Source organism: Bradyrhizobium sp. Leo170, assembly GCF_004296405.1.
Classification (GTDB): Bacteria; Pseudomonadota; Alphaproteobacteria; order Rhizobiales; family Xanthobacteraceae; genus Bradyrhizobium.
On the sequence record NZ_PSRR01000551.1, the window covers coordinates 1 to 3,221 of the forward strand.

Annotated in this window: 3 protein-coding genes; all 3 read right to left on the reverse strand. The window is 60.1% G+C overall.

Translation table 11 applies throughout. The features are described 5' to 3' along the window. Window positions 1-779 precede the first annotated feature (779 nt). The 3 genes from CWO89_RS42230 to CWO89_RS42240 all read right to left on the reverse strand — a co-directional run bounded on the left by CWO89_RS42230 (window position 780) and on the right by CWO89_RS42240 (window position 3,054). Window positions 780-1,589, reverse strand: a complete 810-nt coding sequence (locus CWO89_RS42230) for a YiiX/YebB-like N1pC/P60 family cysteine hydrolase (RefSeq protein ID WP_130584129.1) — start codon at window positions 1,587-1,589, stop codon at window positions 780-782. 338 nt (window positions 1,590-1,927) lie between these two features. Then, a complete protein-coding gene (locus CWO89_RS42235; RefSeq protein ID WP_130584130.1) occupies window positions 1,928-2,149 on the reverse strand; it encodes a heme-binding protein in 222 nt (73 codons plus the stop codon). A gap of 491 nt (window positions 2,150-2,640) precedes the next feature. Then, a complete protein-coding gene (locus CWO89_RS42240) occupies window positions 2,641-3,054 on the reverse strand; it encodes a cupin domain-containing protein (protein WP_130584131.1) in 414 nt (137 codons plus the stop codon). Between the last annotated feature and the right edge of the window lie 167 nt (window positions 3,055-3,221).

Here is a 3,221-nt window from a genome sequence, read left to right on the forward strand (position 1 = left end):
AGCTTACGCCTCAAGACAATCAACTGATGTCTGAGCGCCGCATTCTCTGCTTCAAGTCGGCTCTTCGACTTGAGAGGCGAAGCCAAGACGGCCAGTACGAAACAGAGCAGCCCGATCATTCCGCCAGCTTAGGCGATTCCATTACATCATCAACTCGGATAAGGTTTTCGGTACACACAGGACATTGACCCTGGCCGCACCGTCCCGGAGACGGTGTTGACCTCCGGTCTGGCGCAATCGCGGGAAGGTACAGGTCAGGCGGCGCTGCTGGCTCTGCAGCGATTTGGCTTCTGCGCATGGGCAGCCGAAGGGAGCCGACGGATTGAGCAGCATGGTCGATGCGAACGATATGCGCGAGCGTGGTGTTCCGATAACGCACACGGCGCAACATTTGGGTCGAATGCACTATTGGCTATAAGGGTCAGTCCGATTGCAGGCCTCAAGAACTGTTATGCTCGCCTGCAAGAAGGCAAGGTAATTACTATGGGAAACTAAAAGACCAAGATTGACCAGTTCAAACGCAGCTTCCCATGAGCTCTCTCTCGGCGCGAATCTCACTCGCGCGCCCCCATGAATGACCAGCGGTCGGAAGCTACGGCCGCGCTGCCCGTGCTTTGCTCCCTGTCGGATGCCGTTCGAGCAATGGATCAATAGTAGGCGGGGTTTCGACATTTCAATCTCCAGATTTGTGGTCGACGAGGGTTCGCCATCGCGGCCTCGCTCGATCCAGGACTGAAACGGCGTGAGCGTTGCGCAACTCGGTGCCTGATCCGGGAAATTCAGGCGTAGGCCACCACCGCGATCGCGCCTTCGATCTCTGGAGCGAACGTGACCTTTGCGGTGTGAACTTGGGGAAGATCGGCCCAATGCATGTCTTTATAGTTGAAGCCTCGCGCCAGCGTGGGCTTCACCACCATAAAGTAGGGCGAAATATCGAAGTCGCGCGGCGCGTAAAATGACGAGTGGCGGGTCTCGGCGATTTCGCGCCGCGCCGTCTGGCTCTCGACGTGCGTGATCTTGGGCAGGATCGGGTAACGCACGGCGTCGAATGCTTGCGCAATTAGCGAAGAACAGATGATGCGGCTAGCGTCGCCGGACCCGAGCGCAATCGTTCGGCGGCGCCAACGCGGCGCCACTGGCCATGGGAATAGATAGCGCATCAGGTCGACGACGTTTTTGAAATCGTAGCCGAGACCAATGCGTTCGATAGCGTAATGGCAGACCTTTGCGCAGTCCGCTCCGCTCAGTCCCACCGGCCGGCAGATACGGGTTTGACAATGCAGATATTTCGACAGCGGCGCCGACACGACACCTTCGCCGATATTGGCTTCGATCAGGACATGGCGCTCGCCGTCGGTTGCGGCGCCGGCCACCGGCCCGACGTACAACGCCGAGTGCGACCAAGTCGATTGAGTGAGATATTTGATGCTGCCGGAAATACGACCTTTGCCCTCGACCAGCAAGACATCACCGGGTCGAAGGGTGTCGCGTAAGGCTGTCGAATCGTTCGGAGTGAACGGCTCACAGTGGTTGACCGGCTTCTGCGACCGGACAATCAGACGTCCGGCATTGTCGAACATCCAGCCCATAACTCGTTTCTCACCTGTTTGGTTTTTCTCACCTGTTTGGTTTTTTCCGTATGGCAGTTCCAGAGAGTGCTGCCGTTCGGTTACCCAAATTACATCCCAAGCATAATCATTGAGAGATGGACCTGACCATTGCACGGAGGTTGATCCCCCCGTTACATTTGGTTGAGAAGAGCATACCAAGGTTTAGGATCGGGCACCCGCCTGTTGCGACTGATGGGAGCGTCGCACCTCGTTCGGCGGCCACACCCCCGAACTCGCGATCGCATCATCTTCCGCGCCGACAGGCGCACACGAACAGTAACTCCGCAACCTACGCTGAGCCGTCGTCGGTGAGGGGCTCAGCGCTGTCGCCGCGGTGCTCGCGATCTAGCGTCGATCTCCTTGCCCAAGCCGGCAACGCCTACTGCGCCCACGACTGCGCCATTGACATGGATCGGCACGCCGCCGCGCAGCACCAAGATGCCGGCAGTGACGAAGGCCGTTCGAGCTTGGTTTATGTTGTCCTCGATCTCCGCTGTAGCCGCGCCACCGTTCGCGCCTTCTCGATGGCGAGGCAACATTGATCTACCAGCGTCGTCTTACGCCATCATGCGGAGGGCTACGGGCGCGGCGATGGCGACGATTACGCTGCCCGTCACGAGCAATGCGGACCCCGGCAGCCTCCATAGCGCCGCGACGTTGCAGCTACACACCGTCAACGGCAATACATTCAACGTCGCTATCAGAACGGCATAAGATCGAAAAAGCAGGGCATTTGGCCTCGGGCCGCCGCCGGTCCCATTTTATTTGTTGCGGCGCATGAGTCTCTTGTTGGCCCTGAGATGAACAAGGCTCCCGCCGCCAGAATGTCCGCACGCTGAGCCAGATCGGACGCAGATCGGCGCTTTGGCGACCGCCGGTTCTGACCCAAGGCGGAAATATGCGCTGGTTGGTCTGAAGCTGGGAGGCCGTTACGCGCACCTGGCCGGCGCGTGCAATCGATCATCTGGCGCGGTCCCGAGCGCCCGCGCGGGCGCACGGTCACGAACGCCACGCGCTATGGTCCTCGGCCCTACGGGAACGTCACGCCGAAAGCAGCCGGATCGGGCTTCTCGCCTTTCCGGGGCACCAACAAACGCTCCAGCCCACCCGGCACGTAGGTGGCCAGCAGGGTCGCTTGGTCGCCGACCACTTCGATCGTATGCGGCACACCACGGGGAAGAGCCGCGTAGGAGCCTGCCCCCACCTCAACGCGGGAATCGCCGACCCGCGCGATTAGCTGCCCCTCAACCACGTAGACTAGCTCGTCCTCGCGCGAGTGAGTGTGCATCGGAGGCTCCTGCCCAGCCCGCACCGTCCACAGGACAGCGCCATATTCGCCTCCGGACTGGCTGCTCTCCACTTTAATCTCGATGCTCGAGCCTCCGCTCGTGGTCACCTTCTCGCCACCGTGGGGCGGCGTTAGAACCGGCTTCTGGACTGACATTTGTAGCCTCCTGATTATGCGCCGGATGAGCCCGGTACCGCGTAAGCATGAAATTCCGCGCGGCGACTGGGAAATGACATCACGCGATGAAGTCAATAACCGCGCGTTATGATGGCCGTTCGCCTTCCGCATCGGACTCGCGTGCACTCGAGGCCGACTGCTTTTGG